This window comes from Noviherbaspirillum agri (assembly GCF_054780595.1).
In genome coordinates, this window is record NZ_BAAGWA010000012.1 from 23,168 (window position 1) to 40,727 (window position 17,560).

13 protein-coding genes are annotated in these 17,560 nt (G+C 56.5%); 7 read left to right on the forward strand and 6 right to left on the reverse strand.

From position 1 onward, the window contains the following. Positions 1-12: 12 nt before the first annotated feature. Both dapD and dapC read right to left on the reverse strand, forming a co-directional pair. The gene (dapD, locus tag ACYVIA_RS17530; protein WP_460843065.1) at positions 13-852 is read right to left on the reverse strand and encodes a 2,3,4,5-tetrahydropyridine-2,6-dicarboxylate N-succinyltransferase; all 840 of its coding nucleotides are present in this window, start codon (positions 850-852) and stop codon (positions 13-15) included. Positions 853-877: 25 nt separating this feature from the next. Then, positions 878-2,089, reverse strand: coding sequence for a succinyldiaminopimelate transaminase (dapC, locus tag ACYVIA_RS17535; RefSeq protein WP_460843067.1), 1,212 nt, complete (start codon positions 2,087-2,089; stop codon positions 878-880). 191 nt (positions 2,090-2,280) lie between these two features. Between dapC and smc the strand changes: the two genes are divergently transcribed. Then, complete coding sequence (gene smc, locus ACYVIA_RS17540) at positions 2,281-5,808, forward strand: chromosome segregation protein SMC (RefSeq protein WP_460843069.1); 3,528 nt, start codon at positions 2,281-2,283, stop codon at positions 5,806-5,808. 73 nt (positions 5,809-5,881) lie between these two features. On the opposite strand, the gene ACYVIA_RS17545 is transcribed toward smc, so the two are convergent. Then, complete coding sequence (locus ACYVIA_RS17545) at positions 5,882-6,256, reverse strand: hypothetical protein (RefSeq protein WP_460843071.1); 375 nt, start codon at positions 6,254-6,256, stop codon at positions 5,882-5,884. Between the two features lie 474 nt (positions 6,257-6,730). Here ACYVIA_RS17545 and ACYVIA_RS17550 point away from each other — a divergent pair, with 474 nt between their 5' ends. The 4 genes from ACYVIA_RS17550 to def are packed head-to-tail and all read left to right on the forward strand — an operon-like array spanning position 6,731 to position 11,273. Beyond that, a complete protein-coding gene (locus tag ACYVIA_RS17550) occupies positions 6,731-7,804 on the forward strand; it encodes a cell division protein ZipA C-terminal FtsZ-binding domain-containing protein (RefSeq protein ID WP_460843072.1) in 1,074 nt (357 codons plus the stop codon). 3 nt (positions 7,805-7,807) lie between these two features. Further along, a complete protein-coding gene (gene ligA, locus ACYVIA_RS17555) occupies positions 7,808-9,868 on the forward strand; it encodes an NAD-dependent DNA ligase LigA (RefSeq protein ID WP_460843074.1) in 2,061 nt (686 codons plus the stop codon). Further along, complete coding sequence (gene galU / locus ACYVIA_RS17560; protein ID WP_460843076.1) at positions 9,865-10,740, forward strand: UTP--glucose-1-phosphate uridylyltransferase GalU; 876 nt, start codon at positions 9,865-9,867, stop codon at positions 10,738-10,740. Before ligA ends, galU begins: the two co-directional genes overlap by 4 nt. After that, entirely contained in the window at positions 10,737-11,273 is a 537-nt protein-coding gene (gene def, locus ACYVIA_RS17565) for a peptide deformylase (RefSeq protein WP_460843078.1), read from the forward strand. The genes galU and def overlap by 4 nt, the downstream gene beginning before the upstream one ends. Positions 11,274-11,296: 23 nt before the next feature. Here def and ACYVIA_RS17570 read toward each other — a convergent pair whose 3' ends face one another. The 3 genes from ACYVIA_RS17570 to map are packed head-to-tail and all read right to left on the reverse strand — an operon-like array spanning position 11,297 to position 15,466. After that, positions 11,297-12,043, reverse strand: a complete 747-nt coding sequence (locus tag ACYVIA_RS17570) for a pseudouridine synthase (protein WP_460843080.1) — start codon at positions 12,041-12,043, stop codon at positions 11,297-11,299. A gap of 33 nt (positions 12,044-12,076) precedes the next feature. Continuing rightward, complete coding sequence (locus ACYVIA_RS17575; protein WP_460843082.1) at positions 12,077-14,629, reverse strand: [protein-PII] uridylyltransferase; 2,553 nt, start codon at positions 14,627-14,629, stop codon at positions 12,077-12,079. A gap of 3 nt (positions 14,630-14,632) precedes the next feature. Continuing rightward, a complete protein-coding gene (map, locus tag ACYVIA_RS17580) occupies positions 14,633-15,466 on the reverse strand; it encodes a type I methionyl aminopeptidase (protein WP_460843084.1) in 834 nt (277 codons plus the stop codon). Positions 15,467-15,728: 262 nt separating this feature from the next. On the opposite strand from map, the gene rpsB reads away from it, so the two are divergent. Both rpsB and tsf read left to right on the forward strand, forming a co-directional pair. Beyond that, complete coding sequence (rpsB, locus tag ACYVIA_RS17585; protein ID WP_460843086.1) at positions 15,729-16,478, forward strand: 30S ribosomal protein S2; 750 nt, start codon at positions 15,729-15,731, stop codon at positions 16,476-16,478. Between the two features lie 129 nt (positions 16,479-16,607). Next, on the forward strand, positions 16,608-17,489 hold the full coding sequence (gene tsf / locus ACYVIA_RS17590) for a translation elongation factor Ts (protein WP_460843088.1): 882 nt from the start codon (positions 16,608-16,610) through the stop codon (positions 17,487-17,489). Positions 17,490-17,560 lie beyond the last annotated feature (71 nt).

Below are 17,560 nucleotides of genomic sequence, written 5' to 3' on the forward strand. Positions count from 1 at the left end.
GCTTCGAATGGATTACGCGTCGCGCAGCAGTTCGTTGATGCCAGTCTTGGCGCGGGTCTTTGCATCGACCCGTTTCACGATCACTGCGCAGTAGAGGCTGTACTTGCCATCGGCTGACGGCAGGCTGCCCGAAACCACGACTGAGCCAGCCGGAATGCGGCCATAGCTGACCTCGCCCGTGGCGCGGTCATAGATCTTGGTCGACTGGCCGATATACACCCCCATCGAGATGACGGAGTTCTCTTCGACGATCACGCCTTCGACGATCTCGGAGCGGGCGCCGATGAAGCAGTTGTCTTCGATGATGGTCGGGTTGGCTTGCATCGGCTCCAGCACGCCGCCGATGCCGACACCGCCGGACAGGTGCACGTTCTTGCCGATCTGTGCGCAGGAACCGACGGTCGCCCAGGTGTCGACCATCGTGCCTTCATCCACATAGGCGCCGATATTGACGTAAGACGGCATCAGCACGACGTTCTTGCCGATAAAGCTGCCGCGGCGCGCAACAGCCGGCGGAACCACACGAAAGCCGCCCTTGGCGAAATCATCAGCGGTGTAGTTGGCAAACTTGGTCGGGACCTTGTCGTAGAACTGCATCGCATTGGCAACATTCGCGCCGGCCGGCATCGGCACATTGTCTTCGAGGCGGAACGACAGCAGCACGGCTTTCTTCACCCACTGGTTCACCACCCAATTGCCGCTGTCCTTTTGCGCCACGCGCAAGGAGCCCTGGTTCAGTTGTTCAAGCACATGCGCCACCGCGTCGCGCACCTCTGCCGGCGCGGATTTCGGCGAGAAATTGGCGCGGTCTTCCCATGCCTGGTCGATGATTTGTTGGAGTTGTTGAGTCATTGAAGTACTTATTTAGGTTGGTGGATCAGGATAATTTTTTCGTGAATTCGACGATGCGGCGCGCAGCTTCCAGGCACTCGTCGACTTCCGCGACAAGCGCCATGCGGATGCGGTTTTGACCCGGATTGAAACCGTGCGCTTCGCGGGCAAGATAGCTGCCAGGCAACACCGTCACATTATATTCGGCGTACAAGCGCTTCGCGTATTCGGTGTCGGACAAGTGTGGCACTTTGGCCCACAAGTAAAAACCGGCATCCGGGAGCTGAACGTCGAGTACTTCCTGCAGCATTGGCGTGATCTGCTTGAATTTCGAGATGTACATCGCGCGGTTCTCCGCCACGTGTTCCTCGTCGTTCCACGCTGCGACCGAGGCTGCCTGGATGGACGGGCTCATGGCGCTGCCATGGTAAGTGCGATACAGCAGGAACTGTTTCAGAACTTCCGCATCGCCGGCGACAAAGCCGGAACGCATCCCGGGAACATTGGAGCGCTTGGACAGGCTCGAGAAGGCGATCAGGCGCGGATAACCGGTTCGGCCGAGTTTATGCGCCGCTTCAAGTCCGCCTAGCGGCGGTTCGGACTTGAAGTAAATCTCGGAATAGCATTCGTCGGCGGCAATGACAAACCCGTAGCGGTCGGACAATTCAAACAGCTCTTTCCAGTTCTCGAGCGTCAGCACGGCGCCGGTAGGGTTGCCGGGAGAGCAGACGTAAAGCAGCTGGACACGTGGCCAGACATCTGCCGGCACGGATTTGTAGTCAGGCGCAAAGTTGAGCGACGGGTCGGAATTGACGAAATACGGCTCCGCACCAGCCAGATAGGCCGCTCCTTCATAAATCTGATAGAAGGGGTTCGGGCACATTACCAGCGGTGACCCGCCGCCCTGTACCTCGCGGTTCGGATCGATGATGGTCTGTGCCAGCGCAAACAAGGCTTCACGGGAACCATTGACCGGAAGGACCTGGGTCGCCGCATCGATCTTGGGCAGGCCATAGCGACGCTCCAGCCAGCCGGCAATAGAGTTGCGCAGTGCTTCGGAGCCCAGCGTGGACGGATAATTCGCCAAGCCGGCGAGATTGTCTGTCAGGGCCTTCTGGATAAAGGCTGGCGTGGCGTGCTTCGGTTCGCCAATACCCAGCCCGATCGGGGAGCAAGTCGTATTCGGCGTGCAATCGGCGAAGAGTTTCCGAAGCTTTTCAAACGGGTAGGGTTGCAGTTTTTTTAAGAGCGGGTTCACGGGAGGAAAAGCTCGGGGAAAGGAATGGAAATGGTACAGATCGAGGCCGCATTATACCGTTCGCCTCTGCAAGGCGAGCCGGCGCTTTCCATTCTGGAAAGTAATGGCCGCACAACATGAAGTGATATGATAAGGCCCTTTCCAGGGCGGGATTTTCCGCTTGCTCAATCCAGTGTTGAACAGTCGATAACGTGCGCCTAACTTCTCTTAAATTATCGGGATTTAAGTCTTTTGTAGACCCAACCAACTTCCAGGTTCCCGGGCAGTTGGTTGGTGTTGTCGGTCCGAATGGCTGCGGAAAATCCAACATCATGGACGCCGTGCGCTGGGTCCTCGGTGAATCCAAGGCGTCCGAGTTGCGTGGCGAATCGATGCAAGATGTCATCTTCAATGGATCGACGACCCGCAAGCCGGCGGGGCGCGCCTCGGTCGAGCTGGTCTTCGACAACAGTGATGGCCGGGCTGCCGGTCAGTGGAGCCAGTATGCGGAAATTGCAGTCAAGCGCACCCTGACACGAGACGGCACTTCAACCTACTACATCAACAACCAGGCGGTGCGCCGCCGCGATATCCAGGATATTTTCCTCGGCACCGGCCTCGGTCCGCGGGCGTACGCGATCATCGGGCAGGGCATGATTTCGCGCATTATCGAAGCGCGTCCGGAAGACCTGCGCATCTTTCTCGAGGAGGCCGCAGGCGTATCGAAGTACAAGGAACGCCGGCGGGAAACCGAAAACCGCTTGCACGACACCCGCGAGAACCTTACGCGCGTCGACGATATCCTGCGTGAGCTGAATACGAATCTGGAGAAACTCGAAGCGCAGGCTGCCATCGCGCAAAAATTCCGGGAGCTTCAGGCGGATCAGGATGAGAAGCAGAAACTTCTCTGGCTGCTTCGTAAGAACGAAGCAAAGGCAGAGCAGGAGAAGTTCTTCCGCGAAATCGAGAAGGCGCAGACGGACCTGGAAGAGCAGACCGCAAAGCTGCGCCATATCGAAACTGAGCTGGAACACATGCGTCAGGCGCATTATGCGGCTGGCGACCGCATGCATACCGCGCAGGGACACCTGTACCAGACCAATTCGGAAATCGGCAGCCTTGAAGCGCAGATCAAGTTTGTTATCGAATCGCGCAGCCGGCTGCAGGCGCAGCTCAATTCATTGACTGCACAGCGCGACCAATGGCAGCGGCAGGGGCAGCAGCAGCAGGAAGAGCTCGAAGAAGCCGAGATGCGGCTCGAGGAGCACGCGTTACACGTTGAGCAGGCACAGCAGGCGGCGCAGGACCAGAACGACAGACTGCCCGCGCTCGAACAGGCGTGGCGCGAGGCGCAGCTCAAGACAACCGAGTCGCGCAGCAAGATCATGCAGATCCAGCAGCAGATTGAGCTGGAATCGGCGCATCAGCGCAATGCATCCAACATCCTCGCCAACCTCGCATCGCGTCGCGAGCGGCTGATGCAGGAAAAGAACGGCATGGCCATGCCAGACACGGCGCATCTCACGAACCTCAAGCTCCAGCTCGAAGAGAAGCAGGCAACACTGGAAGATGCGCGCGAACAACTGGAAGCAGCGCAGGAACAGCAGCCCAGGCTCGAGGAAGAGCGCCAGGCCGCGCAGCAGCAATTCAATGCGGAGACCGCAAGCAACACACAACTGGAAGCCCGACTGGCTGCATTAAAGCAACTTCAAGAGAATGTGCAGACTCAAGGCAAGGTCCAGCCGTGGCTGAAGAAGCATGAACTGGGCGAGCTGCCGCGCCTCTGGCAAAAGCTGCATATTGACCAAGGCTGGGAAACTGCGCTGGAGTCCGTATTGCGTGAACGGACATCGGCACTTGAGATGTCCAATCTTGATTGGGCAAAGGCGTTTTTCAACGACGCGCCTCCCGCCAAGCTGGCGCTGTATAGTGCCAATACCGGTGTTGTGGCCAATGTCGACACGCCCGCAGGGCTCAAGCCGTTCCTGGATTTGTTGCAACTGAATGACCCCGGACTGCGCGCATTGCTGCAGGATTGGCTGCACAACGTTTTCGTCGCAGAGGATACCGCTGCTGCGTTCGTGGATCGCGCGAAGCTGCCGGTCGGCGGGTATTTCGTGACTCGTCAGGGGCATGTCATCAGCCGTTCCAGTGTCCGCTTCTATGCGTCCGACTCCGAGCAGGACGGCATGCTCGCGCGCCAGCAGGAAATCGAGAACATCACCAAGCAGTTGCGCGCACAGCAGATGCTGGCTGACGAGGCGAAATCACGCGTCGTCCGTGCCGATGCCGCCGTGTCGCAGGCCGCACAGCGTTTGCAGGAGCTGCGCCAGCGCGTCAATGTCCTGACACAGGGCGTGCACGGACTGCAGATCGACGTCATGAAGCTGTCGGAAGTCCAGGAGCGCTTCAATCAACGCAGTACCCAGATCGAGTCTGATCTCGCGGAAATTGCAGAGCAGGAGGCCGAGCAGCAGCAGATCAAGGCGGAGTCGGAAGCTAAGTTTGAGCAGCTTGATATCGAACTTGCCGAGCTGCAGGAAAAGCATGAGGAAGGTCAGACCGGTTACCTTGCGAAAGAGCAGCAGCTTAACGATGCGCGACTGCGCCTGCGCGAGCTGGAACGCGCCGCACAGGAAGCGGAGTTCGCGGAGAAATCCCACCGTAACAAGATCGAAGAGCTGAAACGCAGCATTGCCACCGCGCTAGAGCAGTCGTCGCAGCTATTCGCCAGCATGCAGCAAGGCCACCTAGAGCTCGAAAGCCTCGACGACCAGGCAGCCCAGGCTGGGTTGCAGTCCTTGCTGGAGAGGCGCAGTGATCAGGAACGTGCTCTTGCAGATGCGCGGCACGAGCTGGATCAGCTGACGCAGAAATTGCGCCATGCCGAAGAAGCACGCATGCAGGCAGAACGCAGCCTGCAGCCGCAGCGCGAGCGCATCATGGAGCTGCAGCTGAAAGAACAGGCCGCGCGCCTGAACCAGGAACAATATGCGCAACAATTGGCGGAAGTGCAGGCTGACGAGACGGCGCTTTCAGAAAAGCTGATCGGAGACATCCGACCGTCTTATTTGCAGGGCGAAGTGACGCGTCTCACCAATGCGATTAACGCGTTGGGGGCGGTCAACCTTGCGGCGCTCGATGAGCTGACGCAGGCTTCCGAACGCAAGAATTTCCTCGATGCGCAGCACGCGGACCTTACCGAGGCCATCAATACCTTGGAAGACGCGATCAACAAGATCGATCGGGAAACACGCGAACTCTTGCAGGACACCTTCGACAAGGTCAACAAGCATTTCGGCGAATTGTTCCCCGTTCTCTTCGGCGGCGGCAACGCGAAGCTGATCATGACGGGTGAAGAGATCCTCGATTCAGGCGTGCAGGTGATGGCGCAGCCGCCAGGCAAGAAGAACGCCACCATCCACTTGCTGTCGGGCGGCGAAAAGGCACTAACGGCAACGGCGTTGGTGTTCTCGATGTTCCAGCTGAATCCGGCGCCGTTTTGCTTGCTGGACGAGGTGGACGCGCCTTTGGACGATGCGAATACCGAGCGATTCTGCAATATGGTCAAGCGGATGTCGTCACAAACCCAGTTCCTTTTCATTTCGCACAACAAGATCGCGATGGAGATGGCGCAGCAACTGATTGGTGTGACGATGCAGGAACAGGGCGTATCGAGAATTGTCGCTGTTGATATGGAATCTGCTGCGAGTTTTGCGACTGCCGCCGAAGCGGCGTGACGTGGTGATGGTGCGGATCGGGTTGGATGATTTACGGATCCGCTGGTTGAGCATGGCGAACCCGGCTTGCGGTTTAATTCCGTGCGGAGCGTGCGAGAGCGGCGCGTTTTTGATAGTACGCAACGTTCATTTGCGCCTCCTTGGCACGTTGTTGTTCCACATCTGCGCAGATAAGGTAATGGCGCTCCGCGCGCTGCAACCACCAATGATGGATTGAACGCATGATAGGCGCGAGCGACAGCATGGCAAGTTGCTGGAGTTTGAATTCTTTCGTTTCAGAAATGTCCAATGCGGATTTGGTCGAAAAGTTATTCATGGTGGACGCGCTGGTAAAAGTTTGATGCCTGGTATTGGTACTGTTTTTTGACTGTGTATTGAAACGTGGCTGTTCGTTCTCCTTCGCAAAAGCACGGGACTTGGTTGAGCCGGTTTCACGATCGAACTTCATGCAATCCTCCGTGGGAGAAAGGAAGCGCAAGGCAAGCTTCATTTCCGATACAGCGACATGCCAAAAGCAGTGAGTTCTTCTGAGCACATTGAAAGAATGTCACTGCAGACAGTTGCTATTCTATTAGCGCGGGGATTTGTACGGTATTGATGAACGTCAACGGCGCGGGCATGCTGAGTCGGCATGCGTCAACTGCTGGACAATAAATTTTCTTATCCGCAATTTGCGGGGACAATTTCAACCAACGAATGAGAAGGCCGTTCGCCTTGACAACTTTATTTTGGGACAATACGCTGGTTTCCCTCATCTGGCCCCTTCTTCGTGGCGACCTCGTTGCCATCCGACTACCAGGTCGCCAGTGACAATTTTGGATTTCTTAATGACGCAATTTCGAATGTCGGATCCTGTGCATCGTGCCCCAATGCAGCGCGGTAGTTTTTGCGCAATAAACGTGTTTAAAGAGAGGCGCTCGGCATGACGGAGCTTCAAGCAAGCCTGATGATCATTGGCGCCACTATCGTCGTCGGCGTCATCAGCTACAACAAGTGGCAGGAATTCAAGGCCAAGAAAAGTGTGCAAAAGGCCTTCTCATCCGAGCACGACGATGTCCTCATGCAGCCGGATGCAGATGCGGCGAGCGAACCCGAGCAGCGCCGCGAGCCCGTGCTGGATACTGCGGACACGGGTGATCAAGGCATAGTCGACTCACAGTCCAGTAATGCGGATGAAGAGGTTCTTGCCAAGCCACCCAAGAAAGAGTTACCGATTGACGAACTGCTTGACTGCGCGATTCCGTTGGCGCTGGAGTCGCCCGTTCGAGGCGAGAAACTGCTGCCCAAATTGCAGGCGCTGCGGCATGTCGGAAACAAGCCGGTCCATTTTGTGGGGCTGTGCAATGACGGCGAGTGGGAGGCGGTCGCACATGGCGGGCAGTACTTCCGTTTGGTTGCGGGTATTCAGCTGGCAAACCGTAGCACCGCGTTGAATGAACTCGAATACTCCGAACTGATCATGCGACTGCGCCAGATCTGCGACGAGATCGATGCAGAACCTGATGTTCCGGATATGACCGAGGTCATGGCAAATGCACGTGCCTTGCATCAGTTTGTTGCTGAATACGATGCGCAACTGAGCGTCAATGTGCATTCGAAAGGCCAGGCCTGGGCCATCAACACGCTACTGGCTGCATTGGAGCGACAAGGCTTCGACCTGCGCCCGGACGGCCGGCTTGTCATGCCGGACGGCGAGGGCGGAGTGCTCTTTTCGTTGTCCACCAACGTCACGCTTGCGGCGGAAACCACATCACGTCTCACGTTGCTTCTTGATGTGCCGCGCGTCGCGCGAGACCGCGATGGATTTGGCGCGATGACGGCATGCGCAAAGATGCTTGCCGCGAGACTCGATGGCGTCGTGGTGGATGACGGCAATCAGCCTTTGTCGGAAGGTACGCTCGCAGAAATCGCCGGTCAGGTCAGCGCATTTTACGATCAGATGGAGTCGGCCAACATTCCGGCTGGCTCGGTACGTGCACAACGTCTGTTCAGTTAAACGATGCAGCCGGATCTTTTTTCGAATGCCGCGCCGGCAAGCCACGAGGCCAGCCATTGGCTGGAACGCGCAGCATGGCTGAAATCCGAGCTTAACCGCCACGCACATGCGTATTACGTGCTCGACAATCCGACGATTCCCGATGCCGAATACGACAAGATGTTCCGTGAACTGGTCGAGCTGGAGCAAGCACATCCCGACCTGGTTACATCGGACTCGCCTACGCAACGTGTGGGCGGCAAGCCGTTACCGCAGTTCGAGCAGGTCCGGCATTCCGTGCCGATGCTGTCGCTGAATAATGCATTCGATGAGGACGACATCGTTGGCTTCGACCGGCGCGTACGCGAAGGACTGGAGACCGACAGCGACGTTGAATATTCGACCGAGCTGAAATTTGATGGTCTTGCGATCAGCCTGCGTTACGAGAATGGTGTCCTGGTCCAGGCCGCAACCCGCGGCGATGGTGCCACCGGCGAGAACGTGACCGCGAACATCAGGACTGTGCGCGCTGTGCCGCTCAGGCTGCATACATCCCATCCGCCTGCCGTGCTGGATGTACGCGGCGAAGTGCTGATGTACAAGGCGGACTTTGAAAGGCTCAACACACGTCAGCGCGAGGCGGGGCAGAAGGAATTCGCCAATCCACGTAACGCAGCTGCTGGTAGCCTGAGGCAGCTGGATTCACGCATCACGGCGCAACGTGCGCTGCGGTTCTTCGCCTACGGGATTGGACTGATCGAGGGCGGCCAGGTGCCGCCTTCGCATTCGGAGTTACTTGACTGGTACGCGACGCTCGGACTTCCGGTTTGCAGGGAGAGGGCAATAGTGAAAGGCGCGCAAGGCCTGCTTGCATTCTTCCATGGTATCGGCGCCAAGCGAAAACAGCTTCCATACGATATTGACGGTGTTGTCTACAAAGTGAACCGGTTGGCGCATCAGCAAAAGCTCGGGTTCGTGTCGCGAGCACCGCGTTTTGCGATAGCGCACAAGTTTCCGGCGGAAGAGGCGATGACCGTGCTGCAGGACATTGGCGTGCAGGTCGGCCGCACTGGTGCCATTACGCCGGTGGCGCGCTTGGTGCCTGTGTTCGTGGGTGGTGTGACGGTTACCAATGCAACCCTCCACAATGAAGACGAGGTGCGGCGCAAGGATATCCGGATTGGCGATACCGTCATCGTGCGGCGAGCCGGTGACGTGATTCCCGAAGTTGTCGCCTATGTGCCGGAGCTGCGACCGGAAGACGCGCGTAAGTTCGTGATGCCGTCAACTTGCCCGGTGTGCGGTTCTCCTATTGTGCGTCCAGAAGAAGAGGCTGTCGCGCGCTGCTCGGGCGGCTGGATCAAATGTGCCGCACAGCGAAAAGGCGGCCTCCTTCATTTCGTCTCACGGCGCGCAATGGATATCGAGGGTTTGGGTGACCAGCTGGTCGAGCAGCTGGTCGACAAACACATCATCACGACGGCCGCCGATTTGTACAAGCTCGGTTTGACCTCGCTTGCTGCACTGGATCGCATGGCAGAAAAGTCGGCGCAAAACGTATTGAATGCGCTGGAGAAATCCAAGTCGACAACGCTCGGACGTTTCATTTACGCCTTGGGAATCAGGCACGTCGGTGAAGCCACGGCAAAAGAGCTCGCGAACCACTTCGGCACCCTCGATGCGTTACTCGATGCGAAGGAGGAGCAACTACTTGAGGTGGCAGATATTGGGCCGGTAATCGCAGGCTCTATCAAGACATTCCTCTCAGATCCTTTGAACCGCGAGTTGATCGAGCAGTTGCGTGCGGCTGGTGTGCATTGGACCGAAAATACGCGCTCAGGCGACGCGCCCAAGCCAATGCAGGGTCGAACGTTCGTGCTGACCGGCACGTTGCCAAATCTCACGCGTGACCAAGCGGCAGAAAAGATCGAGGCAGCGGGCGGCAAGGTGGCTGGATCAGTGTCCAGAAAGACCAGTTACGTCGTTGCGGGCGAGGAGGCGGGTAGCAAACTGGCGAAGGCGCAGGAGTTGGGCATTGCCATCCTTGACGAGGCCGGGCTTTTGAAATTGTTGGAGGAAGAATGAGAAGAATCAGAAAGGCAGTTTTTCCGGTGGCAGGTCTTGGCAGTCGCTTTCTGCCGGCCACCAAGGCGCAGCCCAAGGAGATGCTACCCGTTGTTGACAAGCCTTTGATTCAGTATGCCGTGGAAGAGGCGGTGGCTGCAGGTATCACCGATCTTGTTTTTATCACGGGGCGAAACAAGCGGGCGATCGAAGACCATTTTGATACCGCATATGAGTTGGAATCGGAACTTGAGGCCTCGGGCAAGACAGCGTTGTTGGACGTCGTGCGCAATGCAATTCCAAAGAACATCAACTGCATTTACATTCGGCAGTCAGCACCACTCGGCTTGGGCCACGCAGTCTTATGCGCCCGGCCTGTGATCGGAGATGAACCTTTTGCCGTCCTGCTTGCGGACGATTTGATGGATGTGGATTCGGGGCAGCGACCGGTGCTGCAGCAGATGACCGATCTCTATACGCGCGAAGGGTCCAGCCTGCTGGCGGTCCAGCAAGTTCCGCGTTCAGAGACAAAACAATACGGTATCGTCAGTACGGTGCCGTACAAACCGGGGCTTGAAAGGGTCGAGGGTATTGTCGAGAAACCTGCGCCCGATGTCGCTCCATCGACGCTGGCAGTCGTTGGACGCTACGTACTGAACAATACGATCTTTGACTGCCTTGAAGGACTCGGCAAGGGGGCGGGTGGGGAAATACAGTTGACGGACGGAATTGCAGCGCTCATGCAATCCGAACGTGTGCTGGCATATCAGTATGAAGGGCGGCGTTTCGACTGTGGTTCCAAGCTCGGCTATTTGCAGGCGACGGTTGCAATGGGGCTGAAACATCCGGATATGGGACAAGCGTTTTCCAGCTATCTCAAGCAAGTGATATGACTGCCAGAGAAATCCTCAAGATGGGCGATCCGCGCCTGTTGGCGCAGGCTGCACGCGTTGAACGGTTTGACACGCCAGAGCTGCATGCATTGATCGAAGACATGTTCGACACAATGCACGCTGCCAATGGCGCCGGGCTTGCTGCGCCTCAGATTGGCGTTGGCCTTCAGGTTGTCATCTTCGGCTTTGGGAAGAACGCGCGCTACCCGGACGCCCCGCCGGTGCCGGAAACCGTATTGATCAACCCCATATTGAAACCGCTCTCCGAAGAAGTCGAGGAGGGCTGGGAAGGCTGCCTGTCCGTGCCGGGATTGCGTGGAGTCGTACCCAGATGGAGACGACTCCATTACGAGGGTGTAAACCAGTTCGGAAATCCTATCAGCCGCGATGTCGAAGGTTTCCACGCCCGCGTCGTTCAGCATGAATGTGATCACCTTGCGGGCATTCTGTATCCGATGCGGATAAAGGACTTTTCGCGGTTCGGTTTTACGGACGTTCTGTTTCCCGAGTTGAGCGCGGCCAGCGACGATTAACGCAACGTTCTCAGGCTCACCGCCTAAAACTTCTCATCGAGAGCCAGGTAGCGCCATTGGCCTGGCGGCAGATTCCCCAGTTTCACGCCGCCGATGCGCACGCGCTTCAGGCCGAGAACCTTGAGGCCGACGGCTTCGCACATGCGCCTGATCTGCCTTTTCTTGCCTTCCCTCAAAATGAAGCTCAGTTGATCTTCGTTTTGCCAGCGCACCTTCGCCGGCAGCAGCTTTTTGCCATCAAGGGACAAACCGTGATTCAACAGCTTCAGGTCGGAATCGGGGAGTCGTCCTGGTTTGGAGTACTTCACGCGGACCAGGTACTCTTTTTCCACGGATGTGTCTTCACCGATCAGTTGCTTGGCAACCCGGCCGTCCTGGGTCAGCACCAGCAGGCCGACGGAGTCGATGTCGAGACGCCCAGCAGGGACAAGACTGCGCAACTGGCTGGGGTGGAATTGAATCGGCGTCTTGTCCTCCGGCCACCGGCTTGCAGCATTGATCAGCGTCACAGCGGGCTTGTATCCGTCCTCGGCCTGACCACTGACATAGCCCATCGGTTTATTGAGGAGAACAGTTACGCGCCGCGCCTGTTGGGCTTCCGCCTGACGCTCGACCGTGATGCGCTGGGTGGGAAGGACCTTGCTGCCAAGCTCTGAAACGACCACACCGTCGACACGTACCCAGCCACGCTCGATCCATTCATCGGCTTCGCGCCGCGAGCACAAGCCGAGCTCAGACATGCGTTTGGAGAGGCGGACGGGTTCTGTCATGGTGAATGAAAAGTTGGTGTGGAAAAATTGAAGTTATACGCGCAGCGCTTCTAGCAGGTCGGTTTCAAGCTGGATCTGGCTGCGCGGATTATTGAGGACTGCGCCGTCGACAATAAATACGTCTTCAACACGTTCGCCCAGCGTCATGATCTTCGCCGTGTGCAGATTGACTTTGTACTTCGCTAGCACATTGGCAATCGAATAAAGCAGGCCGTTGCGGTCGTTGGCGGAGACAGAGAGCAGATAGTACTGTCCACGCTCATCGGGGCGCAGATCCACAGTCGGCGTGATTGGAAAATTCCGGGACAGCCGTGACAGTCGGCCGCGAGTCGGTGGCGGCAGCTCTGCGTGTGATTCGATCAGTCCCGTCAGCTCATGCTCGATCAGGCTGATGATGTCTCGGTAATTGTTTGCGAATGCCGGTTCGGTAACCAGGAAGGTGTCGAGCGCGTAGCCGTGTTTTGTCGTATGGATTTTCGCATCCAGGATGCTGAAATTCTTGCGGTCGAAATAGCTGCAGATCCGCGCAAAGAGATCCGGCTCATCCCTGACATAAACCGCTACTTGGACGCCTTCGCCGATCGGCGCCAGGCGACACTTTACGACGGCTGCACTGCTATCTGTCTTGTTATACAGAGCCCGTGTTTGCCAGGCAATATCGGCGGCATCGTGCCGAAGAAAGTAGGCGACATCGAGTTGCCGCCAAAGGCGCTGGTGTGCATCTTCCGGAAGGCCATACAAGCGCAGGGTTTTGAGCGCCGCCTCCTGTCGATTTTTGAGCTCGTGATCTGTTGAAGGATCTTCACCGCCGAGCACACGCAGCGTCATGCGATACAGGTCCTCCAGCAGTTTTCCTTTCCATGCATTCCAGACTTTCGGACTCGTGCCGCGGATGTCTGCGACAGTCAGCAAATACAGCGCGGTGAGATGGCGCTCGTCCTTCACGAGGACGGCAAAGTTGCGGATCACATCAGGATCTGAGAGGTCCTGCTTTTGGGCGACTTGCGACATCGAAAGGTGGTGCTCTACCAGAAATACTACAAGTTCGGTATCGTCTGTCGACAGAGCGTGGTCGCGGCAGAAACGGCGTGCATCCGCCATCCCGAGGAGGGAATGGTCTCCGCCGCGTCCCTTTGCAATGTCGTGGAACAGAGCCGCAATGTACAGCAGCCATGGTTGCGCGAAGTTCGCCATCAGCTGGCTGCAGAAAGGGTACTCGTGCGCATGTTCCGTCATGGTGAATCGCCGCACATTTCGCACCACCATCAATATGTGCTGGTCGACCGTGTACACATGAAACAGGTCATGCTGCATCTGGCCGATGATGCGGCGGAAATTCGGCAGATAGCGTCCGAGGATACTGGTCTGGTTCATCCCGCGCAGCGCGTGGGTGATTCCTTGCGGCGCTTTGAGAATTTGCAGGAACAATGAACGGTTGGCTGGATCGCGTCTGAACTTGCTGTCGATTTTGAATCGGGCATGCCAGAGCGCGCGTAAAGTGCGGGCAGTCATTCCCTTGATTTCCGAATGCTGTGCGATCAGCAGGAATACTTCCAGCATTGCGGATGGTGTGATGGTGAAGGTATCGTCGTGTGCGATATCGATCAGCCCATTAACCTCGTTGAAACGCTCGTTGATCGGCTTGGGTGAGACCGGCTGGGGAAACAACTGGGCTTTTATATTCTGCAGAAGAATAGTATTCAGCTGTGTGACCGCCTTGGCCGCCCAATAATAATGCTGCATCAGGTATTCGCTCGCGCGCCGCATTTCGTTGGTCTTGAAACCGAACGTTTCAGCTATTGGTGCCTGCACGTCGAATACGAGTCTGTCCTCGCGCCGCCCGGTGTGTATGTGCAGGCGAATGCGGATATCCTTGAATGCTCGTTCTTTTTGTGTCAGCTGGCGCGCTTCGGTCGGTGTAATTAATCCGCGTTCGGCAAGCTTGCGCCAGGAATCACCCAAGCCGGCCGCCTTTGCGACCCATAGAATGACCTGCAAGTCACGCAGTCCCCCCGGGCTCTCCTTGCAGTTGGGTTCCAGCGCGTAGGGGGTGTCTTCATATTTTGCGTGCCGTTGACGCATTTCCAGGGTCTTCGCCTGAAAAAATGCCTTCGGATTCATCGCCGCCTTGCATCGATCCTGCAGGAAATGAAACAACTTGCGGTTGCCGGCAACGAGGCGTGCTTCCAGCAGACTCGTCTGTACTGTGATGTCCGCAGCTGATTCAATGAGGCATTCGTCGATAGTACGAATGCTGTGCCCGATATCGAGACCCATATCCCAAAGAAGCTGAACCAGCTCCTCGAGTGTGCCCTGCAGTTCGGCGTCGGCCGCACCATCCAACAGGATCAAAACATCGACGTCCGAATGCGGGAATAGCTCTCCACGCCCATAGCCACCGACAGCAACCAGCGCGATGCTGGCCGGGAGATGAAGCGTTTCCCACGCTTCGGTGAGCGCCAGATCAACAGCCTGACAGAGGCGGCTAAGCAGTTTTTCCGGCTTGCCGTCAACCCGGAACGCTGCGATGGCTGCTTGCCGCTCAGTTTTCAGTTGCTCCTTGAGCGTCAATGCAAGTGGTGCCATTTCCTACGCTTCGATGGCTTGTTGGTTTGGTCGCGGTTCGATAAATGCCGGCGGCGGGGGCATGCCAGCGGAAACCGTCAGCACCTCGTAACCGGTTTCGGTAACCAGTACGGTATGTTCCCATTGCGCCGACAGGCTGCGATCCTTGGTCTTGATCGTCCAGCCGTCGCCCATTTCCCGGATTTCGCGTCGGCCCGCATTGATCATTGGTTCGACCGTAAAAATCATGCCGGGGAGGAGTTTTTCCAGTGTTCCGGGACGGCCGTAATGGAGCACTTGTGGCTCTTCATGGAACACTTTGCCAATGCCGTGTCCACAGAACTCGCGAACCACGCTATATCCTGCTTTTTCCGCGTGCTGCTGGATGATGAAGCCGATGTCGCCCAAATGCGCACCCGGCTTGATCTTGGAGATTCCCAGCCACATGCATTCGAATGTGATTTCAGTCAGGCGACGCGCGAGAATCGAAGGCTCTCCAACAAAGAACATCCGGCTCGTATCGCCATGATACCCATCCTTAATGACGGTAATGTCGATATTGAGCACGTCGCCGCTTTTTAGTGCCTTGTCACCAGGAATCCCATGGCAGACAACATCATTGACCGAAGTGCAGATCGCTTTCGGGTACGGCGTGTATCCCGGTGGGCAATAGTTCAGCGGGGCAGGAACGGTTCCCTGCACATTGACCATGTATTCGTGACAAAGACGGTCTAGTTCGCCGGTAGTAATTCCGGGTTTGACGTGCGGCGCAATGAAGTCGAGCACTTCTGCCGCCAGCCTGCCGGCGATACGCATGCCTTTGATGTCTTCTTCCGTTTTGATTGAGATAGAGCCCATATAAAGCCAGACTACGCTGAAAAGGCGTAAGTAATGATTGATTCGAAATTATAGACGACGCTATGGATATTCGCCGGAAGGCGATGGACTGTCTTGAACGAGTCCAAAGAATTAAGGTAGAATCTCGGGTTAGCTTGGAAATGCTCCAAGCGAAACTCAATCGAAACGCGAATTCGGTCGAAAAGGGTGCTTTGGCATGGCAAGGTGGTTATTGCTTTCCCAAGGTGGCTGACCGGATTCCAGACCTAACCCTGGAGAAATTATGTCCGTTACCATGCGTGAAATGCTGGAAGCAGGTGTCCACTTCGGCCACCAAACCCGCTTCTGGAACCCCAAGATGGCCCCGTTCATTTTCGGTCATCGCAACAAGATTCATATCGTCAACCTGGAAAAGACCCTGGCGATGTACCAGGAGGCGATGAAGTACATTCGCCAACTTGCGTCTAACCGCGGCACCATCCTGTTCGTCGGCACCAAGCGCCAAGCGCGCGAAATCCTCGCAGCTGAAGCTCAGCGCGCGGGTATGCCGTACGTGGACCAGCGCTGGCTGGGCGGCATGCTGACTAACTTCAAGACCATCAAGACCTCGATCAAGCGTCTGAAGGACATGGAAGCCGCAATGGAAGACGGCTCCGTGGAAAAGCTGAGCAAGAAGGAAGCGCTGATGTTCCAGCGCGAGATGGAAAAGCTGCAAAAATCTATCGGCGGTATCAAGGACATGGGTGGTATTCCTGATGCGATCTTCGTCATTGATGTCGGCTACCACAAGGGCGCAATTACCGAGGCTGCCAAGCTCGGTATCCCGGTCATCGGTGTGGTCGATACCAACCACTCCCCGGAAGGCGTAACCTACGTTATTCCGGGCAATGATGATTCCTCGAAAGCAATTACGCTCTACGCCCGCGGCGTGGCTGACGCGATTCTCGAAGGTCGTGCCAATGCGACGAATGAAGTGCTCGAGACTATCAAGGGCGGCGCAGACGAATTCGTTGAGGTCAACGAGCAGGCTTAAGAGGCCCTGTGTCCTGATATGTCGGGCTTCAAGAAAGGGGCAACAATGGGTCGCCCCTTTTTTGTAGCCGGTTGAAACGTATTTTGATTGAACGCGTCCGACAAGACGTCACTGAATTAGGAGAAAAACATGGCGGCAATTACCGCAGCGATGGTGGGCGAACTGCGCGCAAAGACTGATGCGCCGATGATGGAATGCAAGAAGGCATTGACCGAAGCCGATGGCGATATGGTCAAGGCAGAGGAGATTCTGCGTGTGAAGCTTGGTAGCAAGGCTTCCAAGGCAGCGTCCCGTATTACGGCAGAAGGTGTCGTCGCTGCTTATATTTCCGGCGGCGTTGGTGCAATTGTCGAAGTAAACTGCGAAACCGACTTCGTTACCAAGAACGAAGAGTTTATTGCCTTGGCGAATACCTGCGCAAAGCTCGTTGCTGAAAAGAATCCGGCCGATGTCGCTGCCTTGGGCGCGCTGCCGGTGGATGGAAAAACGTTGGAAGAAGTGCGTGCCGCGCTGGTTGGCAAGATTGGCGAAAATATGTCGATTCGCCGTTTCAAGCGGTATGAAACTGGTTCGAAGCTGACTTCCTATTTGCACGGTACCCGTATCGGCGTCATGGTTGAGTTCGACGGTTCCGATGACCAAGTCGGTAAGGACGTGGCAATGCATGTAGCGGCAATGAAGCCGGTAGCCTTGTCTGCTAACGATGTTCCTGCCGATTTGATCGAAAAAGAGCGTTCGATTGCAACGCAAAAGGCTGCAGAGTCCGGCAAACCTGCCGATATTGTCGCCAAGATGGTCGAAGGCTCCGTCCAGAAGTATCTGAAGGAAGTGTCTCTGTTAAACCAGCCGTTCGTTAAGAACGACAAGCAGACTGTTGAACAAATGCTGAAGGCGGCAAACACCACGGTGAAGTCGTTCACCATGTTTGTTGTTGGCGAAGGTATTGAGAAGAAACAGGATGACTTTGCGGCAGAGGTTGCCGCTCAAGTAGCTGCGGCCAAACAGGCGTAAGCAGAATAAAACGGGCCGAAAGGCCCGTTTTTGTAGGTGAGCCCGGCGATGCCGGAAAGATTCTTCCAGTG